At 69.6% G+C, this 18,167-nt stretch carries 14 protein-coding genes; 8 read left to right on the top strand and 6 right to left on the bottom strand.

The window, feature by feature from the left end; translation table 11 throughout:
- Window positions 1–2: 2 nt before the first annotated feature.
- The 3 genes from ENSA5_RS32665 to ENSA5_RS32655 all read left to right on the top strand — a co-directional run bounded on the left by ENSA5_RS32665 (window position 3) and on the right by ENSA5_RS32655 (window position 4,067).
- On the top strand, window positions 3–890 hold the full coding sequence (locus tag ENSA5_RS32665) for a class I SAM-dependent methyltransferase (protein ID WP_106395647.1): 888 nt from the start codon (window positions 3–5) through the stop codon (window positions 888–890).
- A 99-nt stretch (window positions 891–989) separates the two neighbouring features.
- Window positions 990–3,167 carry a VWA domain-containing protein gene (locus ENSA5_RS32660; protein WP_146156360.1) on the top strand — a complete coding sequence of 726 codons (2,178 nt, stop codon included), beginning with the start codon at window positions 990–992 and terminating at the stop codon, window positions 3,165–3,167.
- 357 nt (window positions 3,168–3,524) lie between these two features.
- Window positions 3,525–4,067, top strand: coding sequence for a hypothetical protein (locus tag ENSA5_RS32655; protein ID WP_106395645.1), 543 nt, complete (start codon window positions 3,525–3,527; stop codon window positions 4,065–4,067).
- Window positions 4,068–4,225: 158 nt separating this feature from the next.
- On the opposite strand, the gene ENSA5_RS32650 is transcribed toward ENSA5_RS32655, so the two are convergent.
- The gene (locus tag ENSA5_RS32650; RefSeq protein ID WP_181198393.1) at window positions 4,226–5,809 is read right to left on the bottom strand and encodes a serine/threonine protein kinase; all 1,584 of its coding nucleotides are present in this window, start codon (window positions 5,807–5,809) and stop codon (window positions 4,226–4,228) included.
- A gap of 84 nt (window positions 5,810–5,893) precedes the next feature.
- On the opposite strand from ENSA5_RS32650, the gene ENSA5_RS32645 reads away from it, so the two are divergent.
- The 4 genes from ENSA5_RS32645 (at window position 5,894) to ENSA5_RS32630 (ending at window position 8,529) form a co-directional block, all read left to right on the top strand.
- Window positions 5,894–6,463 (top strand): RNA polymerase sigma factor, encoded by a 570-nt coding sequence (locus ENSA5_RS32645; protein WP_181198392.1) that lies wholly within the window; start codon window positions 5,894–5,896, stop codon window positions 6,461–6,463.
- A 288-nt stretch (window positions 6,464–6,751) separates the two neighbouring features.
- Window positions 6,752–7,087, top strand: a complete 336-nt coding sequence (locus ENSA5_RS32640) for a hypothetical protein (RefSeq protein ID WP_106395642.1) — start codon at window positions 6,752–6,754, stop codon at window positions 7,085–7,087.
- A 163-nt stretch (window positions 7,088–7,250) separates the two neighbouring features.
- A complete protein-coding gene (locus ENSA5_RS32635) occupies window positions 7,251–8,192 on the top strand; it encodes a protein kinase domain-containing protein (RefSeq protein WP_106395641.1) in 942 nt (313 codons plus the stop codon).
- A 1-nt stretch (window position 8,193) separates the two neighbouring features.
- Window positions 8,194–8,529, top strand: a complete 336-nt coding sequence (locus ENSA5_RS32630; RefSeq protein WP_106395640.1) for a helix-turn-helix domain-containing protein — start codon at window positions 8,194–8,196, stop codon at window positions 8,527–8,529.
- A 12-nt stretch (window positions 8,530–8,541) separates the two neighbouring features.
- Here the strand turns inward: ENSA5_RS32630 and ENSA5_RS32625 are convergent, their stop codons facing one another.
- Window positions 8,542–8,847, bottom strand: a complete 306-nt coding sequence (locus ENSA5_RS32625) for a hypothetical protein (protein ID WP_106395639.1) — start codon at window positions 8,845–8,847, stop codon at window positions 8,542–8,544.
- Window positions 8,848–9,112: 265 nt separating this feature from the next.
- Between ENSA5_RS32625 and ENSA5_RS32620 the strand changes: the two genes are divergently transcribed.
- Window positions 9,113–10,504, top strand: a complete 1,392-nt coding sequence (locus ENSA5_RS32620) for a GNAT family N-acetyltransferase (protein ID WP_106395638.1) — start codon at window positions 9,113–9,115, stop codon at window positions 10,502–10,504.
- Between the two features lie 25 nt (window positions 10,505–10,529).
- On the opposite strand, the gene ENSA5_RS32615 is transcribed toward ENSA5_RS32620, so the two are convergent.
- The 4 genes from ENSA5_RS32615 to ENSA5_RS32600 all read right to left on the bottom strand — a co-directional run bounded on the left by ENSA5_RS32615 (window position 10,530) and on the right by ENSA5_RS32600 (window position 18,162).
- The gene (locus ENSA5_RS32615) at window positions 10,530–13,544 is read right to left on the bottom strand and encodes a carboxypeptidase regulatory-like domain-containing protein (RefSeq protein WP_106395637.1); all 3,015 of its coding nucleotides are present in this window, start codon (window positions 13,542–13,544) and stop codon (window positions 10,530–10,532) included.
- Window positions 13,545–13,627: 83 nt separating this feature from the next.
- Window positions 13,628–16,384 carry an ankyrin repeat domain-containing protein gene (locus tag ENSA5_RS32610; protein ID WP_106395636.1) on the bottom strand — a complete coding sequence of 919 codons (2,757 nt, stop codon included), beginning with the start codon at window positions 16,382–16,384 and terminating at the stop codon, window positions 13,628–13,630.
- Window positions 16,385–16,411: 27 nt separating this feature from the next.
- Complete coding sequence (locus ENSA5_RS32605; RefSeq protein ID WP_106395635.1) at window positions 16,412–17,470, bottom strand: hypothetical protein; 1,059 nt, start codon at window positions 17,468–17,470, stop codon at window positions 16,412–16,414.
- Window positions 17,467–18,162 carry a matrixin family metalloprotease gene (locus ENSA5_RS32600; RefSeq protein WP_106395634.1) on the bottom strand — a complete coding sequence of 232 codons (696 nt, stop codon included), beginning with the start codon at window positions 18,160–18,162 and terminating at the stop codon, window positions 17,467–17,469. Before ENSA5_RS32600 ends, ENSA5_RS32605 begins: the two co-directional genes overlap by 4 nt.
- Between the last annotated feature and the right edge of the window lie 5 nt (window positions 18,163–18,167).

Below are 18,167 nucleotides of genomic sequence, written 5' to 3'. Positions count from 1 at the left end.
CGGTGACCAAGCAGGCAAAGCCGGGGTCCAGGGCGCGGCGCGAGCTGCCGGCCCCGCTCGCGCAGCTGCTCGAGCGCGGGACGACCGACCACTACACCGACCCGCTGCTCTACGACTTCGAGTACCGCGACCAGGCCGACGACGTCGAGTGGTACTGCGCGCTGGCCGAGGAGCGCGCGGTCGGTCGGACGGTCCTCGAGCTCGGTGCTGGCAGCGGGCGCGTGGCGATCCCGCTCGCGAGCGAGGGCCACCGCGTCCTGGCCCTCGACCGCATGGAGCCGATGCTCGCGCAGCTGTTCACCAAGCTCGAGCGCCTCGCCGCCGCCGGTGAGCCGGTCTCGGGCACGGTCGAGCCCGTGCTCGCGGACATGATGGACCTGCCCCTCGACGACGCCAGCGTCGGGTTGGTCATCGCGCCCTTCAACTGCCTGATGCACCTCTACGACTGGCGCGAGCTGCTGGCCTGCTTTCGCGAGGTGTTTCGGGTGCTCGAGCCCGGGGGGACCTTCGCCTTCGATGTTCTGCTGCCCGATCTCGAGTGGCTGCGCTGGGACCCCAACGAGCGCCACGCGGTCACCCCCTTCGTCCACCCGCGCACGGGCGAGGCGATGATCTACTCGACCAACCACGAGTACGATCCCGAGACCCAGATCTGTCACATCCGCATCTACTACGATCGCGATGAAGCCGGGGACGGCCAATTGAAGCCGGGGCGCGAGCCCGAGCAGACCGTGCACCTCGCCCACCGCCAGATCTATCCCGATGAGCTCCGGGCCCTGCTCGGGATCGCGGGCTTCGAGCTCGAGAGCCAGACGGGCGACTTCCTCGACCTGTCGCTCAGCGCGGACATCGAGGTCCAGGCCGTGATCTGCACCAAGCCCCGGTCGTAGTCGCGCGTCCGGCGACGCCGCGAGGGCGTGGATCCGAGCTCAGCGAGCATATTGACCCAGCGAGCGGCACCGGCCGCGATCCTGCGCTAGCCTGGCGACGTGCCTGGCAGGTCGTCGTCGAAGCGCTCCGCTCTTCCAACCTGGCGGCTGGGGTGGCTGGGGCGGCTCGCGTCGACGACCGTGCTCGCGTGCCTGATCGGCCCGCCCGCGTGGTCCGACACCCTCGAGGCCGATCCCGACGCGGGCTACGTGCCGATCGACGAGCTGTCCTACGAGACGATCATCCGCCCGGGCAAGGGCTACGAGGCCGAGCTCGCTATCCGCGTGGCGCTGCACAACACCAGCGCGACGGCCCAAGACACGGTCTTGACCCTCGGCGTGCCCGCGGGCAGCGAGCTCGTGGGGGTGTCGATCGCCGACGGCGGCGACTGGATCGAGGGCCAGGTCAGCAAGGTCGCCGAGCAGCGCGGTGAGGTGGTCCTGGGGCGGCGGGACCCGGGCAGCGTGTTCGCGCGCGAGCTCGAGCCGGCCCAGCTCGGCGAGCTCCCGGCGATCGAGCTCGTCGCGTTCGGCATGGCGTCGCAAGCGACCACGCAGGTCGAGCTGCGCCTGCGGGTTCACCCGCTGCTGCGCGGCGATCGCTGGCAGCTCGACCTGCCCCGGCGCAACGCCGAGGTTCCCAACCTCAGCGACCGCCGCCGGGTGATCGTCCAGGGTCTGCCGAGCGGCGACGAGTTCTTCGTCGACGGGACCTCGAGCAAGGGCACGCCCTACATGGTCACGCGGTCCGAAGACGCGATCGCGGTCTCGTGGCCTGCGCGGATCAAGACCAGCGCGCAGCTCGACGGCAGCTACGAGGTCTCGCGCGATCCCGACGGCCAGGGCGGGCGCCTGCGCGTGGTCCTGCGCCTCGGCTCGAGCAGCGCCGTCGCCCCCGACCACGTCGTCCTGGTCGTCGATCGCTCGCGCTCGGGTTCGTCGGCGCTCCCGGGCGACAGCAGCCGGATGTTCGCCCAGCTGCTCGACACCCTGCCCAAGTCGACGACCTTCGACGCGATCACCTTCGCGCGGGACGCCGAGCGGCTCATGGATCCCAAGCGCTTCGAGGGCGGCAAGGCGCCGCGCGCCGACAACGTCGACGCTCGCGCCGAGCTCGAGCGCTCGCTGAAGCTCGCGGTCCCGGGCCAGGGCACGGACCTGCGGGCGGCCCTCGAGCTCGCGGGCCAGCAGCTCGCGGCCCGCGGCGCCAAGCGACCGCTCATCTTGGTCGTGACCGACGGGATGCTGCCGCCGAGCGTCGGCGCCGATCAGGTCGGCGCGGCTCTGGGCGACGCCCTCGGCAAGGCCAAGCGGCCCGAGCTCCTGTTTGTGGTCGACGATCCGCTGCTCAACGTCCATGGGCTCCCGGCCGAGCACCCGATCGCCGACCTCGCGGCCGGGCTCGGCGCGCGGCTCTCGCTCGAGACCCTCGCCAACCTCGGCCCCGAGCAGATCGACAAGCTGCTGTCGGCGCCCAAGGTCCTCGGCGGCCTCTCGGTCTCGCTGCCCGCCACGGTCGTGCTCGACGAGCCGCTGCCGAGCGGGCTGGTCGCCGGCGACTTCGTGGTCCTCGAGGGCAGCTACGGCGGCAAGCCACCGTCCAAAATCTCGGTCCGCGGGCGGCTCGGCAAGTCCCGGGTCTCGACCAGCTTCAAGCTCGCCAAGCGCGACCCTCGGCCGGGGGCGATCGCCGCCGCGCTGCGCGAGGCCGACCGTCCCCGCGCCGTCCAAGAGGGCCTCGCGCTGCCCGACTGGTACACGCCGAGCATGCGTCGGACCACGACCATGAACATCTCGCAGGCCGGCAAGGTCGGGTGGCAGCCGACCGGGCAGCTCGATCACACGATCATCGAGCGCCAGCTGCGAACGCGCGTGCTGCCGCGCGCGCGCGCTTGCTACAACCAGGCGCTGACTCGCAACCAGATCCTCGGCGGTCGCGTCGAGCTGCGCATGGAGGTCGGCAAGGGCGAGGTCATGATGGCCGGGCTGACCCAGTCCGAGCTCAGCCACCCCGACGATCGCTTGCTCGGCTGCCTCGAGCGCGCGGCGTGGGCGATGGATGTACCGGCCGGCAACCTCGACTCGCAGGTCTACGTGATCAACTACCCCCTCGAATTCACTGCCCCCGAGGGCGGACAGCCGCCGCGCGCGGGCGAGACCCGGGACCCGATGCTCGAGCGGCTGGTCGAGAGCGCGGACGTGCTGTCCGACTATCAAAACGCCCACAAGAGGGACTGAGGGCCTGGACCCCCACAGACGCCCCGGGCACCTCGCCGAGTGCGGCCGCTGGCGCGTCCGGTCGCTTCGCTCCTCGGGTCGTTTGTACGCGGTCGTGTCTAGCAGCCAGGGGTGCAATGCCTCGCGCCGCCTCGCTTGGCCTTTTCGCCGAAGGCTTTGTCGCCAAAACTTGCAGTACGCCCGGTACAGCGGCGTTTTGGCTTCGCGCCCTCGGCGCAAATTCCGGCGCGAGGCGACACGATGCATTGCACCCCGGGCTGCTAGACCTAAATCAAGCGCTGAATTGAAAAGCTGAATGGTTTAGGGCGAGTATTGTGGGCGGTGACGGGGTCATGAGGCGGTTGTAAAACCGAATTCATGAAAACCTCGATGCTGTTCCTGGCGAGCTTGCTCGCCTTCATTGTCCCCGCTTCGGCCGACACCGCGTCGACGGCCGGCTCGTCGCCGGATCTGTGCGCTGACGTGTACCTCGGCGAGGACGGGGCACCCGTCCACGACTCGACGGGGGGGACGCTGTCCCGCCACTGCGAGTGGACCGGGCCTGATGCGCCGCGGCTCGACGGCGACGTCTGCTGTGAACTGGACACATCCGGCGCGCGCTGCTCGCTGCCCAATGCGCGGGGGGAGTGCGAGTTCGGCGACTTGTACTGGTGCGAGTACGGCGAGGCCAACTCGCTTGGTGGGGTCGTGTGCTACCAGCCGTTGCCGGACGCCTGCGAGGCAGGCTACTGTGTGGCGCCGACGGACGATCCGACGCCGACCGGCGAGCCGATCGAAGCGATGTGTTGCGGAGCAGGAGGATGCTTTCCCGCGAAAGCTAGCGAACACTGCGAAGGCGAATTCTTGTGGTGCCGGTGGGGGATCTCTAACACTGATGGAACCGTCGAATGCTTTGACTAGCAGCCCGGGGTGCAATGCATCGTGTCGCCTCGCGCCGGAATTTTCGCGGAGGGCGCGAAGCCAAAACGCCGGTGTACCGGGCGTACTGCAAGTTTTGGCGACAAAGCCCTCGGCGAAAAGGCCAAGCGAGGCGGCGCGAGGCATTGCAGCCCGGGCTGCTAGTTGGTGCCGGCCACTTTGATCCTGTCGATGATCGACTGGACCTGCGAGACCGCTTCGGTGGTCTCGTAGTTGGTCGCATCGCTTAGGAAAATCTGAGCGACGTCAGCGAGGCGAGTAGCAGTGTCAACAAAGAGCACCGCCTGCTCGGCGTCAGCCGTGCCGGATTCATTCATTATTGTCTGAGCGAAGATGGCTGTGTCGTTAGCGACCTTGAACCAGTCGCTGGCGCTGCTGGCACTCCGAGTGCGAGAGTCGGTGATCTCTTTCCAAATATCATAGGCCGCCTGAAGTCCATCCGTTCGCAACGCCCGACACATGGCACGCACGCTGGCGTCGGGTCGGATCGGGACACCATCTGCAACACAAGGGGAGTCCTCACCTCGCCTCGACTGGTCGGCGCTGTCTGGTGGCAGTTGCTCCACCTGTGCCTCTGTCGCGCGTCCCACCTCCCGCCGGGCCAGCAAGTACGCCTGGCCCCCCAGCCCAACCACCATCACCAGCAACAGCGCCAACAGCCCCCACTTCTTCCGCCAAGGCAGGACCGGCGGAGCAGCTTCGTTTGACACCGGACGGACGACGACCCCCTCACTCGAGGGCGCGACCGCGAGCGACGGTCCCGCGACGAGCCCGCGAACGAACACCTTCTCGAGCTCGTCTGCGACCGCGTGCATGTCCGGAAACCGCTCGTCAGGATCGAGCGCCAGCCCGACCCGTAAGATCTCCGCGAGCGCCTCAGGGACCTCCGTGCGCACCAGCTTCTTTCGTCGCAACCACCTGCGGGTCATCCACAGCATCTTCGCGTCCGGCAGCTCGCGGACCCAAAAGGGAAACATCGGCAGCCAGCCGTCGATACACTCGCACAGCATGACGAAGAACGACCACTGATCCGAGCGCGCGTCGCCGAGCTGGCCCCGGCCCGCGAGGACTTCGGGCGCGACGTAGGCCTTGGTCCCGATCGCCAAGTCCGTCAATTTGGGCTTGCCTATGATCCGCGCGACCCCGAAATCGGCCACACATGGCCGCAGGTCCTCGTGCAGCAAGATATTCTGGGGTTTGAGGTCGCGGTGCACCACCCCCTTGTCGTGGGCCGCCGCCAGGCCCCGGGCAACGCCAATGAAGATCTGGATCAGCGCGGCCAAGCTGTCCGGCTTGTGCTCGACGGCGTAGTGGTAGAGCGTCCGTCCACCTACGTACTCCATGGCCAAGGCCAACTTGTCGCGGCCGGTCATGACGTCGTGGATCGTGATGATGTTGGGATGGCACAGCTGCGCGATGCTGCGTGCTTCACCCAGCAAGTTGGCCGAGTCCAAGAGCGGGTCGCTCGGGCAGACCTTGAGCGCGACTTCTCGCTCGAGTTCGGGGTCCCAGGCCAGGAACACCGAACCAAAGCTGCCTGAGCCAAGGACGGTGCGGATCTCGAAACGGCCACAGCGCGGCGCCGGAAGGGCGGGGTTGACCAGGTTTTTCATGCCCGTCGCTATGGTCACGGCTCCGCAGAGATCCGTGGGCGTGCCATGCGGTGAGGTCAGCAGATCTAGACCCGGCGCGTCTGCGTCATACACCTCGGACCACTCCGGCACTGGCGGCACTTTACCAAGGTCGGCGAGTCTCGACTGACCTTTGGAACAGGTGCACCCAGCAAATCGCTGGGGTACCGTCGCGCCGTGGTAACCGAACCTCGCCCCGAGCTTGTCGCGGCCGCTCGCGCAGGCGACCCGCGTGCCTATGACGAGGTGGCGGAGTGGATGTTCGCTACCGTGCTCCGTTTCTACAAACAGGGACGATGGTCGGACGACGAGGTTCATGAGCTCAGTCAGCGGACGATCAGGGACTTGCTCGAGAAGTTCGCGGAATTACCGGCCGACCCCGAGCAGCTTCGAAGCCGGGTCGAAGCGTTCGCCACCATGACCATCAGGAAGTATGTCGGCGGGCGCCAGCGCGAACACGGACGACGCACCGCAGCCCTGTATCACCCGCGCACGCCAAGCCGCCAAATGGACTCTGGCTTGAAGATGCGACAGCTCTTGGCCCTCGTCCGGCAGGAACTGCGGAACGTTCGCACGCCCTTTCGCGTGTCCTTCTTGCGCGTCATCTTTGGCGAAACGCCCAAGAGGATCGCCAAAGAACTCGGCATACCTGTGGGGACGTTGCGACGTCGTGTCTGGCAGGTACGTCGTGTCCTCGACAGCGCGCGCGAGCAAAGCCGGCGCACTCCTGTGCGCTACCGCACCTAGCAGCCCGGGGTGCAATGCCTCGCGCCGCCTCGCTTGGCCTTTTCGCCGAGGGCTTTGTCGCCAAAACTTGCAGTACGCCCGGTACAGCGGCGTTTTGGCTTCGCGCCCTCGGCGCAAATTCCGGCGCGAGGCGACACGATGCATTGCACCCCGGGCTGCTAGATGACGTAGCCTTTCGCGAACAGAACAGGACGATCAGCGGGAGGGGTCGTGACGCCCCCCGGCATTGTCGACCTTGCGTTTCAAGCCCGCAGGACAGCGCTCGTGTCTGCGCTGTGTGCTAGCAGGATGCTCTCGCTCGACCAGCTGATCTGCCTGGTTCAAAGCGGCAAATATGCGGGGGACCTACAGCACATTCAGATCGGTGAGCTGTGGGGCAGTCCGAACGTGCTCGCGGTCCAGCCAGGGGAGACCGACGAGGCCGCGATCCTCCGCTTGTTTCGTCTCGCTCGAGATCAGTGGCTTTCTTCGGGATTTTTCGTCCGTCACCTCGGCTTGAACCGCTGGACCGCGCAGAAGCTGTGCGCCGACCTGGCCGAGCGCGGGCTGCTCCTTCGACGGGGCCTGACGTCCGGGACCCGCTACCGCCTGGCCGACTCGGCTTCGATCGGGAGCGAGGTGTAGCCCGTGCTCGGTCGAGACCAACAAACCAGCTCGGCGCGGCTCGAACTCGTCGCTAAGCGCGTCGCGCTGAAGGTTGCTGCGAGCGTCCAGCGACAGGCCAGGGTCAAATGGGGGCACAAAGAACGCCAATATTCTTCTACCCGAGCTTCGATGGCACGCGGTCATGTGGGGACCTCGGGTCCCCGACGCGCGGTGGTTGTGGTCCAATCGCGTGCTCGAGGTCGTCGGCGATCACGTGGACACGGAGCTCGGCGAGATCGCCGAGGAGCTGCTCGCCATGAAGTCTCAGCGTCGCTACCTGCTCCTCGGGATCCCCGGCGAGACCCACTGGGCGAGGGTGTTCGCCGCGGTCGATCAGCTGCTCGCGTGCGCGGTCGAGGTCTTGCGCGCCGCCCACGACGGCAAGCGATGCTGGCGGCTGATCGCTGAGGTCCAGATCATGACACGATTCGACCACCCCAAACTCGTGCGCGGCTATGACGTTGGCGGCCAAGATGGTTGGCCCTACGTGGTCATGGAGCTGTGCGACCCGGACCTCGAGACGTGGGCGGCGGGCAAGCCCACGACCGACGTGATCGCGCGCCTGGTCGAAGCTGGTCGCGAACTCGAGGCCATGCATGGCGAGCGCATCGTCCACGGCGACATCAAGCCCGAGAACGTGCTGCTCGCCGATGGGGTAGCCAAGCTCGCAGACTTCGGGCTCGCGGGTCCGCGCGGCTGGTCGCCGCGCGTGCGCGGGACGGTCGGCTACATCGCGTCCGAGGTCGGCGACGGGTACCGGGAGCTATCCTGCGACGTGTTCTCGTTTGCGGCGACGGCCTGGGTCACGCTGCTCGGGCGACCGCCCTGTGGCCCTCCGCGCACCGCGAGCACGTCGGCTGCGGCGATGGTCCAGTTCGAGCGCGTGCGCGAGGGCGAGCTGGAACTCGACGGGATCGATCGACGCCGGCCCACCTCGGCGATCGTGAAAGCGCTGCGGCCCGCGTTGGTGCCCGAACCTTTGGATCGGCCAACGCTCGCCGAGTTCCTCGCGCAGTTCGAGTCGCTTACTGAGCCGAAGGGGCTGCTCGGAAGGCTTCGAGCACGCGCCCAGGGGGAACGATGAGATGGCACTCGTGGACCCACTGTTCGGACAGCATGTCAAGCGCTTGCGCGAAGCCCGGAGCCTCACTCAAGAGCAGCTCGCCGAGCGCTCGGACCTCGCCCCCGACACCATTCGCCGGCTGGAGCACCAAGACTTCTCCCCCAGCCTCAAGACGCTGCGGAAGGTCTGTCGAGGTTTGAAGATATCGCTGACCACCCTGTTCGCCAGCTTCGAGCTTTCTCATCCGCACCCGGTGGTCAACGATATCGCCGCGCTGCTCGGAGATCGAAGCGAGGCCACGTGCCGCGCGGCGTTGCGGCTCCTACGAGAGTTTCTCGACGGCTTGGATGAGCGTTGACCGGTTCACGGCTCAGATGCGGCCGAGCCTTTTATCCTCATCCGGGATCAGATCCTGGTGGCCGACGACAAGAAGGTCATGCCGCCCCACGCCCCTCATGAGCTCCTGGCAATCAACCTGCGCCGACTGACCGAGATCGACGGCGTCCAGTACCCATGCGGACCACATGCCCGAGCGGATGACGCTTCGGCTGCTGACGATCCCGCGGCAGCCCCAACGGTCACCGCGCCCCTCGTCCGGGTCGAGCTTGTTTTCGCGTAGGACGACGAAGCCGGGCGGGAGCTCGAGGTACCGCCGGTCGTCTTGCGGATCAGGCATCCTCGGGCTCCGGGCGGTCGGTCGTCGAGCCCAGCACCCCAGCGAGGACGACCAGGACGCGCCCGCCCGCGCCGCGTTCAGGGAGCGAACGAGCGCGAGGACTCTCGAACGAAGGGGCTGGGCGGGGGTCCAGCCCACCCCCAGACCGAGCTGTCGGTGCCCTCCCAACGGGCTGCTAGACTAGACTAGTCTGGAGCTCCCTTACCCGGTTGACCTTGGGTGACGGAGGGGTCAAAAGACCCGCGACTTTGGAGTTGGATTAATCATGCGCTGGCCTGACATCGAGTCGTTTGCCCACAACATTCAACTGCCGACCGGCGTGCGAGCGCGACAGCTCGCCCGCGGGGACGTGCCCGGCTTGATCCGACTGCTGTCGCGGTGGCAGCCAAGCCTCGCCGAGGCCGAGGATGCCGCCCTGCTCACGGCGCGATTTTACGAGGAGCAGGTCGCGCTCGCGGGCGAAGACTGCAGCACTGCGACGCGGCCCACCTTCGTGATCGTGCTCGTGCGCGAGGGCGCGATCGTCAGCTGCACGGTCAACGACTTCGACGACGAGGGGCGGGTCAGCCTGGGTCGCTTCTCGGTCGTGGCGCCGGAGCAGCGCGGCCAGGGTCTCGGGCGCGTGCACGTCGAGCTGCAGATCGCGCTCGCGCGGGCGGGCGGCGCGGTCCTGACCCATGGCTTCGTCGAGCTCGACAACCTCGTGCAGTCCGGTCTGTTGATTCGGGCCGGGTATCGGGTCTGCGGGGTCTTGCCAGACGCGGACTGGAAGTCGGTCGGGCCCCGGCGAGTCCTTTGCGTCTCGGAGGCGGCGCTCTTCGCCCCGCTGGTGTCGCCCGAGCAGATCGCCTGGCCCGAGGCTGCGGCGATGCGCCCGGCGACGGCCGCCCTGATGAAGCTGGTCTTCGACCATGGCGACCCGCCCGGGCCGCTGGTGTCGTTTCAGCCCGAGCCCGTGCCCGAGCTCGAGCCCGCGACGCGGGCCCGGGTGGCGGCCGAGCCCAGCCACGCGCCGCCGTGGCCTGAGCTCGACCCGATCGCCGAGCAGCTCGCCGAGCAGCTCGCGCTGTCGCCCCGCGTGGTCCTGCGCCGGCTCAGGCCGAGAGACCTCGCCGAGATCGCCGACCGCGTCCACGGGCCCCAAGCCTGGCAGCCGGCCATCGAACGAGAGCCGCTCGCGCGCCTCCGCTCGCTTGCGTTCGACGACAGCGGCACACCCGACCCCGTCCACGGCTGGTGCGTCGTCGTCGACGGGGCCCTCGCGGGCCTCGGCCTGGCGAGGTGTGACGTCTCGCGCTCGTGGCTGTTCCCCAGGCTCATTGTCACGGATCCACGCCACGACGAGCTGAAGCTGCCCAGCCTGCTGATGCGCGCGCAGATCCTCACCGCGCAGGCGCTCGAGCTCGAGACGATCACCACCTTCGTCCCCCTGCGCCACCTTCGTGGCCAGCTCCTGTGCGAGGCCACGGGCTTCAGGCTGGTCGGCATCTCCCCAGCCTCGGAGCGTCGGGTCATCGCGGCTGGGGCCGTGCGCTACGCCTCCGAGGCGGTCTACTCGATCTCCTTGGTCCCGCCCGAGCTGCGCTACCTCCCGCCGCGCGAGCAGATGCAGCCGGAGGTCGCGAGCGTGGTCGACTTCGTGTTTGGGCCGCGATGACCCCCTCGTCGAGGCCCCTCGACGTTTAACGCAGGGGCGGTCCGGCGACGATCACGACGCTGTCGCCCCCGCGCAGCTCCAGGCTCAGCTCGGTCCCGGCGGGCACGGTGGTCAGCGAAGAAAATCGACCGCCATCGACGCCGAGCACGCTGTGACCGTCGACCTTCTCGATCACATCGCCGGGCGCGAGGCCGCTGCCATCGGCGGGACCGCCCGGTCGGACCGCGGCGACGGTCGCCTCGAAGCCCTCGGGGTCGGCGCTTGGATCCCACCGGTTGATGCCAAAGCCGATGTCGCCAGCGTCTTGGTTTCGCTCGAGTCGATGGGCGACGACCTCGATCTCGCCGAGGTCCTGCGCCGCTGGCTCGGGGTCGAGGGTCATCGCTCGGCGCAGGCCATGGTATTTGCCTGGGCCGTTGCGGGGGCCATGGCTCCAGACCGCGAGGGTGACTCGGCCTGCGGGGGCGTTCTTGATCTCGAAGCGACCGTCGGAGTCGCTGACGTGGAGGCGCTCGCCAGCGCTGGGGCGGAAGGCGTACCTGCCGTTGCCGTATACGTGGACCTCGAGCCCGGCGACCGGCTCGCGGGTCTCGAGATCGACGAGGCGACCGCGGAGCGACAAGCGTGAGCTCAGGTGAAGGTCGATGTCTTCGCGGACCTCGCCCTCGCCGAGCTCGAGCGCGGGCTCGAGGCTCGCGGTGCCCGAGCCGGCGGTCGCCGTGATCTCGTAGCGGCCTGCTGGGACCTCGCGCAGGCGCCACGCGCCCTCGGTCCTGAAGTAGGAGTCGTGCAAGAAGAGGCCGGCGGCCCGGTCCCGGACCGCGATCGAGAAGGTCTCGGGCGCGCTGCCGTCGGCGAGCTCGACCGTGCCCGCGAGCTCGCCCGTGGGCGTGATGACGAGCTCGATGTGGCTGCCGACCGCGACGTCCTCGACGATCGCATCGCCGCCGCCCTTGCGGTTGGCGCGGACGATGAACTTGCCCTTGGGCAGCCCGTCGAGCTCGAAGCGGCCGTCCTGGTCGGTCAACACCGGCTGGCTGCCCCAGCTCCACAGGATCCTGCTGCGGGCCGCGACCGGGTTGGCGCCAGCGCTCTCGGACATGCGCTGGACATCGATGAACGCGTCGGCGACCGGCCCGCCGCCTTCGTCGCGCACGACCCCGGTGATCCGGCCGTCGCGCGATTCGACGGTGAGCACGAGCTCGACGACCTCCTCGGCGATGACCTCGACGACCTCCCCTTGCAGGTCATCGTCGCCGGTGCCGGGCTTGCGCATCGCGACGCCACCGAGGTCGCCGTCTTGGGCGACGACCCGCGTTGGACCCGGGCGCAATTCGCTGAACTCGAACTCACCAGCGTCGTTGCTCCGGCTCGCGGCGTTGGACGATCCGCCGATCAGTGAGGCGCTGAGCTGGGCCCCCGCGACCGGGGTCCCGGACCCGTCGACGATCCGGCCCCGGATGCCGCCGACCGCGGGCATCACGATGCGCAGGTCGTTGACGTCGGCGCCGGGCTCGAGCTCGACCGTGATCGGATCGAGGGGGCCGGGGCGCGCGCGCCAGCCCGGGACCCGGACCTCGTAGCGACCCGGCAGCAGCCCGGCCAGCTCGAATTGACCGTCGGCTTGGCTGCGGCCATTGCCCCGCGTGGTCTGTTGGCGCGCGCCCTCGGGATCGAGGATCGGGGCCGCGCTGACGGCGACCGCCTCGACCGGCTCGCCGCGCTCATCGACGACCTCTCCGCGGATCGAGAGGCCCTCGCGAACCTCCCAGACCACGGCTGCGCGCTCGTCCTCGCCAACGACCAGCGTGGGGTACTCCGGCTCGCTGACGTAGCCCCGGCACCTGACCGAGACCTCGTACGCGCCCGCGAGCAGGCCGCGTAGCGCGACGTGGCCGTCCTCGTCGGTGCTGGCTTGCCTGCGCTCGCCAGCGTCGCTCGTCAGCGTGACGGAGCCGAGGGAGCACGGCGCGTCCGAGCCGGCGACCACGACTCGGCCGTCGACCCTGTGGGCTGGGTGCACGCGGATCACGACCTCGTCCGAGGTCTCGCCGAGGCCGAGGTGAACCTGCTCGACGGCTCGACCGTAGAGCTGGTCGCTCTCGGCCCATGGCTTGTAGGTTCCGGGCTGCAGCTGCTTGATTCGAAAGCGGCCCTCGCTGTCGGTCCGGGCGGCCTGCTCGGCTCCGCGCTTGAAGCCGGCGTCAACCGTGACGTCTGCGACGGGCTCACCGCTGCTCGCGAGCACGACCTTGCCGACCATCACCGACTCGGGCGTCAAGAACAGCTCGACGAGCTCGTTCGGGGCGCTCGCCTCGACCAGGCCCTCGGCGTAGCCGTCTGCGAAGGCGTGGACGAACGCGTCGCCGGGCGCGACCCACAGCTCGAAGCCACCTCGCTCGTCGCTGAGTCCGACGGCGGTTCCGCCTCCCCGCCGGTTGAGCCAGCCGGCTTCGACAGCCACCTGCGCGCCCTCGACCTCGCCGCCAGCGATGTCCTTGATCACGCCGCGAAGCAATACGCCGCCCGGCTCGAGCTCGATGTCGACGTGCTCGGTGGTCTCGCCCGCTCGCAGCTTCAGCTGGACTCGTCGCAGACCGATCGAGACCTGCCGCTCCCACCGACCTGGGATGAACGTGGCCGCCGAGGCGTGGACGCGGGTCTCGACCGGGAACAGCCCCTCGATCTGGTAGCGACCGTCGGGCCCGGAGTGGACGCAGCGATGGCGGCGGTCGTCGAGGCCCCGCAGGGCGTCGTCGCTCGCGCGCGCGCAGACCTGCGCGTCGGCGATCGGGCGTCCGTCGGGGTCGTGGATCGTTCCGCGGATCGTCGCCCTCGGGGCGCGGGCCAGATCGAGCTTGGCCGTGCTCGTTGGCGGGGAACCGGCGAAGGGATCGGCGGTCCGCGCGTCGACGCCCTCAGCCCCGGGCGACGAGTCCGCCTCGTGGCTGTCGGAGCGCAGACGCCAGCCGAGCCCGAGGACGAGCACCAGCGCGATGACTGCCGCGACCCACAGCGACGCTCTGGCGCGATATTTCATGACCGTTTTGTACCAGGCGCAGGGGCTCAGCGCGACTCGGGGGGAGCGTCGATCGGCTCTGGACTACTGGGCCTGAACAGGTACTAAGAGGGCCCGGTGTCGAGCTCGAGCCTGGGCAGCTCGCGGCGCAGCTGTTCGGTGAGCTCGCGGTCGCGCTCGCTCAGCTCGGAGGCGACGGCCACCCGGATCCGCTCGAGCCCACGCAGCGCGTCTGCCCGGAGAACCAGGGTCTCGAGCGCCGAGCCGCGGACTCCGGCCAGCTCGAGGGTGCGCAGGCGGGAGATCAGCGGACTCGGGATCAAGCTGGCCGCGTGGTCTTGATCGAGGGGCGCGAGGCGGAGGTGACGGACGCTGGCCAGGGTCCCGAGCATGCGCGCGACGCCGTGGAGCTCGGCCTCGCTCGTGCCGTTGTCGATCGGCAGACCGAAGTCGAGGTGGCTGAGGTCCGGCAGCGCGAGCTCGAGGTCGAAGCCGCGCTGCGTGGCACCCGAGGACTTGGCCTGCCGCACGCGTAGATCCCTGGGCCCCGCCCAGCGCAGGGCGCCGAAGCTCAGGTTGCTGGTTGCGAGGAGCCACAGCGAGCGCAGGGCGGGGAAGCTGCGCGCGAGGCCCCCGAGCGCGGGCAGTCGCGCGGGCAGGTGGTCGAGGACGAGGCGCCGCAGGCGTGGGGCCGGGTCGATCGTGGCCAGCGCGGCGATCACTTGGTCCCAGGCCTCCGCCCCGACGACGGCCACGCGCAGCTCGGCGAGGAGCGGTTCGTGGGTCAGGAGCATGCGCGCGGCCTCGGCGATCTGCGCGGCGGCTCGGAGGCGGTCGCTCGGACGCGGGCCTGGGTCCCAGTCGAGGCTCGACAGGCGCGCGGCGGTCACGAAGCCGTGGGTCCAGGTCAGGCCGATCGGCGTCGGGCGGATCGGCGCGCGGGGGTCGGCGCAGTCGATCGCGGCGTGGGTCAGCCCGCTCGCGCGCAGCTCGAGCCGGGCGAGCTCGTCGAGCATGGGCCGACGCTTGCGCCGACCCACGCGCGCGCACGCCAGCGAGGTTGCGACCAGCTGTCCGCGGGGATCGCCCCGGCTCTGCAGCCAATCCGCCCAGATCATCCAGTCGGCGGTCGCGCGCTCACGGCGGTCGTCGGCCTCGCTCGGATCGGGCGGCGCGGGCACGAGCCCGTCGACGAGGCGGGTCACGAGGGTCGGCTCGACGATCCGCGCGCGCGGACCGGGTCCGGCCGCGACCGCGGTCCGTGGATCGAAGGGCCCACCGTCGCGCGGCTCGACGCCCTGGAGGCGGCACAGATCCGCGGGGGAGCGCCCCGCGCGGTCGCGGCTCGGTCGCGCGCCGTGGGCGACGAGGCCGCGCGCGAGGGCGAGCTGACCTTCGCCCGCCGTCACGGCTGCGAGGTAGTGCAGCGGGCTCCAGCCGTGATGATCGCGGGCGTCGGCGTCGGCGCCCGCGCGCAGGAGCAGCTCGACCAGGCTCGCCATCGGCTCGGTCGAGAGCGCGAGCATCAAGGGCGTGCGCCCGCGGTGGTCGATCGCGTCGACCTGGGCGCCGCCCTCGATCAAGGCCGCGGCGCAGCGGGGCCGACGGGCGTCGATCGCAAAGTGGAGCGCGGTCCAGGCTCGGCGGTCGCGGGCCTCGCTGTCGGCCCCGGCGCCGAGCAGCCACTCGCACGCAGCCGCGCCGACGATCTCGCTGATCGGCACGTCGACCTCGGCCGCGAGGGCGCCGGCCGGGCCCGCGCTCGGGAGCGCGGCCGCGAGCATCAGCGCGCTCCGACCGAGGGGGTCGCGGGCGTCGAGCTCGAGCGCGCGGTGCTCGGCGAGGGCCGCGAGAGCCGAGGGCCCGCCGTAGGCCGCGAACTGGATCAGTCGCGGCTGGCCGGGCTCGTCGTCCCCGGGCAGCAAGGGCAGCTCGCGGCGCAGCCAGCCGACGTCTCCGCGCGCGCAGGCGAGGCGAAGCGCGGTGAGCTGGCGAGACCACAGCGCGCGGGCGGCCTCGGGCTTGTTCTTGGACACGAGCGCGGTCCGTGCGGCGGGGAAGGGGGCCGCGAGCTCGATCGTCGCCTCGCCGCCACGCCCGGGCTCGACCCGAACGCCAGCGAGGCCGTAGCCGGTCCGCGCGAGGGCCAGCCACGACTCGAGCGGGTTTTGAAGCTCGGCGAGGGTCCGGCCGACCAGCGCGGGCGGGACCTCGAGCTCGCCCGCGGGCCCGGGCACCCGGGCCGGCAGCTCGGAGGGAGCGAGCTGCTGCCAGCGCCGCGACCAAAACAGCGCGTCGACGACGACCTGAAACCGACGGTGCACGTGGGGCGGCTCGTAGATCCGCTCGGGCCCGCCGAGCACGGCGCGGAGGCAGGCGACCGCAGGACCGAGGGCGCCGAGCGAGCGCGGCTTGGCCTGGCGGTGCGCGACGGGGTTGCCGGCCAGGCGCCAGACCACCCGCGTCGCTGGGGGGCAGCCCCAGATCTCGAAGCGCGAGACGAGGGCGCGAGCCAGGCCCTCGGCCGCGGCGAGGCCCTCGGGGTCGCTGGCGAACAGCAGCGCCGCGCGAGCCGTCGCCGGGGTCGCGAGTCGGACGTGGCGCGGGCCCCCGCGGCCGCGCTCGATCAAGCCGAGCTGCTCGAGCTCCGCGCGGGTGGCTCGGAACCGGCGGTTTGGCTCGTCGGCCCAGCCAGGTGGGAGCCGCCCGGCGTCGATCGCCCGCTGCCACACGGCCGCGCCCGGGTCCCGACCACGGTACTCGATCGCCGCCGCGAGCTCGTCGAGGTCGGCACGCTCGGGCCGCAAGAAGCGGCGCTCGAGCTCGGCGAGGCGGCGGCGAAACTCGAGCTCTTCGGACACGGGTAGCTCATCATGCGTGGGCGCGGATCAGACCTGCTTTTTGCGGACCGACCACACGAAGCCGTCGTACCAAAAGTGCATCAGCGAGACGAGCAGCGTGAGCGCCCACCAGTGGTGGACGCGCGGATCCATGAACTGGACCCAGGTCCCGTAGAGCAGCGCGAGGCCGACGAAGAGCATCAGCGTCAGGGGCTTGCCGATCGCCTGGCCGTCGAGCCGCAGGTGCTTTTGCATGTTCTTGTTTTCGGTCGCCCACACGATCCCGAAGTACTGGAGGGCGTGGAAGAAATTCATGATGAAGAAGGCCTCGCCAAAGCTGTTGAAGCCCCAGGTGTAGAGCGAGGTCGCGCCGGTCGTGACGTACAAGAACACCTTCTGCCACGAGACCTTGTGGCCCTCGCGGTGGAGCTGGATCTGGGCGTAGAGGTAGTAGGCCAAGAAGCCCGAGCCGCCGCCGATCATCGCCCAGGTGAAGTAGGCGTGGTTGCCGTCCATCCAGGCCGGGATCTCGGTGAAGAACATCAGGCCGACGTCGGCGAACTCGTTGAAGTCTTCGAAGTGGTCGAGCATGACCGCGCCGGCGACGATCGGCCCGGCGTAGAGCAGCTGGTTGAGGGCCCAGTCGAGCCGCCGGCCCTTCTTGGGGTCGTTGCCGACCTTGGCCTCGTAGATCCGGCCGAACCCGAAGGTCTGCATGCCCGAGTGGTAGACGTCCCAAAAGGTCGCGACGACCGAGGCCGTGTAGATCACGTAGTTCGAGCTGAGCATGGCGACGTAGAGCAGCGCCGGGATCAGCAAGAAGCGCAGCTTGTGGAGCTTGAAGATCTCCTTGTTGCCGTGGCTGCGCGCGAACACCAGGACCAGGTGGGCGTGGATGAACACGCCGATCAGCAGGCCCGACCAGGTCACCTCCCAGCCCCACCAGGTGAAGGGATCGTCGGCGAAGGGGGTGCCCGAGATGCCGATGCCCAGGAACAGGGCCAGGATCGGTGGGAGCAAGAAGAACACCCAGTCGTACCAGCGGCTGACGATGTAGCCCGATTTTGCGCGCGGTTTGGCGCTCGGTTTGGCGGAGGTGCTGCTCATCGCGGCACGAGGCTAGCACGGCTGTGCGGGGTTTGATTGGTGAGCGAGCCGTCGCCAAACATCGCGTCGCGGCGCTCGAGCACGATGTCGAGCTCGTCGGGGACGAACACGCGCTCGTCCCACGGCGGCTGCTCGCGCGGGCGCTTGTTCATGATGCTGTCGGTGTAGCGCGAGTGCGGGAGCCCGAAGAAGTGGCCGAGCTCGTGGGCCATGACGACCTTCGAGCCGATCTGCGACAGGATGATCCAGCGCTTGTCGGTGTTGCTGCGTTGGCGCCAGTGGACCCCGCGGATCTGCGTGTCGGGCACGTCGACGTCGTCGAGCTGCGCGACGAGGAACACGTGGACGACCCCGGTCGTGAACCGGGCCCGGCCGATCGCGTCGCGCTGCTCCCGCGTACGCATGACGGCGAACTCGGGTTCAATTGCGTCGATCGCCTCGACCTGAAAGCCGACCTCGGCCGGCCCAAATAGCTCGAAGGCGTGCTCGAGCTCGGCGGCCACCCACGCCGGGGTCTGCTCGGCCCCGTTAGCGAGGTGGAGGTGAAGCCCGACGCAGTAGCGACGCTCGCTGGGGCAAGGCGGGGTCAGATCCATGAAGCAGGCGAGGCGCGGCTCGACCGCAGGGTCGAGGACCGAGGGGCACTGCTGGACGCCGAGCACCAGCGGCAAGATCGTGAGGAGGCCGAGCACCGCGA

This window comes from Enhygromyxa salina (genome assembly GCF_002994615.1).
Lineage (GTDB): Bacteria > Myxococcota_A > Polyangia > Nannocystales > Nannocystaceae > Plesiocystis > Plesiocystis salina_A.
Note: the sequence above shows the minus strand (reverse complement) of the source record. Positions and strands in the feature narration are given on the sequence as shown.